The 1,493-nt window shown below is 70.3% G+C and carries 2 protein-coding genes; both read left to right on the plus strand.

Going from position 1 to position 1,493, the window contains the following annotated elements:
- Positions 1 to 534 (plus strand): acyl-CoA dehydrogenase family protein (locus tag JHN45_RS51865; protein ID WP_268982499.1); only part of this gene is annotated, 534 nt, incomplete at its 5' end.
- Positions 534 to 1,493: alcohol dehydrogenase catalytic domain-containing protein (locus tag JHN45_RS51870; RefSeq protein ID WP_201056480.1), on the plus strand; the 960-nt coding region annotated here is incomplete at its 3' end. The genes JHN45_RS51865 and JHN45_RS51870, both read left to right, overlap by 1 nt.

Below are 1,493 nucleotides of genomic sequence, written 5' to 3' on the forward strand. Positions count from 1 at the left end.
TTCGACGGGGCGTCGGCGCGGGGCGAGCATCTTGTGGGGGGTGAGGGGGGTGGCTGGAGCGTTGCCATGAGTCTGCTCGGGTTTGAGCGAGGAGTTTCCACCCTCGCCCAACAGATCGGGTTCGCACGGGAGTTGGGGCGGGTCGTCGAGGCCGCTGTCGCTTCCGGTGCTGTGCTCGATCCCGTCGTACGTGATCGACTCGTGCGGCAGTGGGCCGAGTTGCGGACCATGCGGTGGAACGCCCTGCGGACGCTCGGGCGGGCCGGGGACGCCGGGGCGCCCAGTGTGGCCAAGCTGTTGTGGGGCGGGTGGCATCAGCGGCTCGGGGAGCTGGCGATGTCGGTGCGGGGGGCCGCGGCGGCGGTGGGGCCCGTGGACTGGTCGCCGTCGCTGTCGTACGAACTCGACCTGCTCCAGCACCTGTTCCTCTTTTCGCGGGCCGACACCATCTACGGCGGCTCGGACCAGGTTCAGCGCACGATCATCGCCGAGCGGGTGCTCGGTCTGCCCAGGGAACCCAAGGGGGTCGTCTGATGCGCGGTGTGGTCTTCGACGGGAAGCAGATCCAGGTCGTGGATGACTTGGCGGTGCGGGAGCCCGGGGCGGGGGAAGTGCTGGTCGCCATTTCCGCTGCCGGGTTGTGCCACAGCGATCTGTCCGTGATCGACGGGACCATACCCTTCCCCGTTCCCGTGGTGTTGGGGCATGAGGGGGCCGGGGTGGTGGAGGCCGTGGGTGTGGGAGTGACCCATGTGGCGCCCGGAGATCATGTGGCTCTGTCCACGCTCGCCAACTGCGGTACCTGCGCCGACTGCGACCGGGGGCGGCCGACCATGTGCCGGCAGGCCATCGGGCGGCCGGGGAAGCCGTTCACGCGGGGCGGGCAGCCGGTCTACCAGTTCGCCTCCAACTCCGCCTTCGCCGAGCGGACCGTGGTGAAAGCCGTACAGGCCGTGCGGATACCCAAGGACATTCCGCTGCCGTCCGCCGCGCTCATCGGGTGCGGGGTGCTGACGGGGGTCGGCGCCGTGCTCAATCGGGCGCGGGTCGATCGTGGGGACAGTGTGGTGGTGATCGGGACCGGGGGGATCGGGCTCAACGTGATCCAAGGGGCCCGGATCGCGGGGGCGTCGCGGATCGTCGCGGTCGACGCGAACCCGGCGAAGGAGGAGGCGGCGCGGAAGTTCGGCGCGACCGACTTCCTGACGTCCACGGAAGGCGTCCGGGACCTGCTGCCCACGGGGGCGGACCACGCCTTCGAGTGCGTCGGGCGGGTCGAACTGGTCCGGCAGGCCGTCGACCTCCTCGACCGCCACGGCCAGGCGATCCTGCTCGGCACGGCACCGGCGACGGCGGAGGCGTCCTTCCTCGTCTCGTCGATGTTCCTGGACAAGTCGATCCTCGGCTGCCGGTACGGATCGTCACGACCCCAGCGGGACATCCCGCTGTACACCCAGCTCTACCGCCAAGGGCGGCTGCTGCTCGACGAGTTG

Origin of the sequence: Streptomyces sp. MBT53, from assembly GCF_016654115.1 — a bacterium.
Taxonomy (GTDB): Bacteria; Actinomycetota; Actinomycetes; order Streptomycetales; family Streptomycetaceae; genus Streptomyces.